The 390-nt window shown below is 44.4% G+C and carries 1 pseudogene; it reads right to left on the bottom strand.

Going from position 1 to position 390, the window contains the following annotated elements:
* A pseudogene (locus tag LE190_RS22330) lies at positions 1-390 on the bottom strand (hypothetical protein); the annotation flags it as partial.

Genomic DNA, 390 nt, shown 5'->3' with positions numbered 1-390 from the left:
GAAAAGCTTCATCTTGGGCCGCATTCCATTGATAGGTAGCTGCGTTCCACTGTCCGTCTTTATGAATCAAAAGCCGCGTTTCAAGCAGCCACTGTCTCGAGTCCCCTACCGCATCTCTCGGGGGATAAAAAAAAGTTTTGGCAATGATGGTACCATCGGGGAAGCTGGGCAAACCATCGTCTGTGGCGATCATTTTTCCTCCCTTAGGAAGAAAGATGACACGCTTTTTATCGGTATAGTCTGTAAATAGGGCCGAAGCTAATTCATAAGAGACCCCCTGGTCATTTGGAACAAGATCAGCAATTTTGCCCTTGAATAAATTGTAATCAGATAATTTATCCCGAAACACAATATTATCTTTAGCGACTGTTCCCCGGCCCGTATTATTTA

Origin of the sequence: Massilia hydrophila (assembly GCF_020208145.1) — a bacterium.
Classification (GTDB): domain Bacteria; phylum Pseudomonadota; class Gammaproteobacteria; order Burkholderiales; family Burkholderiaceae_D; genus Telluria; species Telluria hydrophila.
Note: the sequence above shows the minus strand (reverse complement) of the source record. Positions and strands in the feature narration are given on the sequence as shown.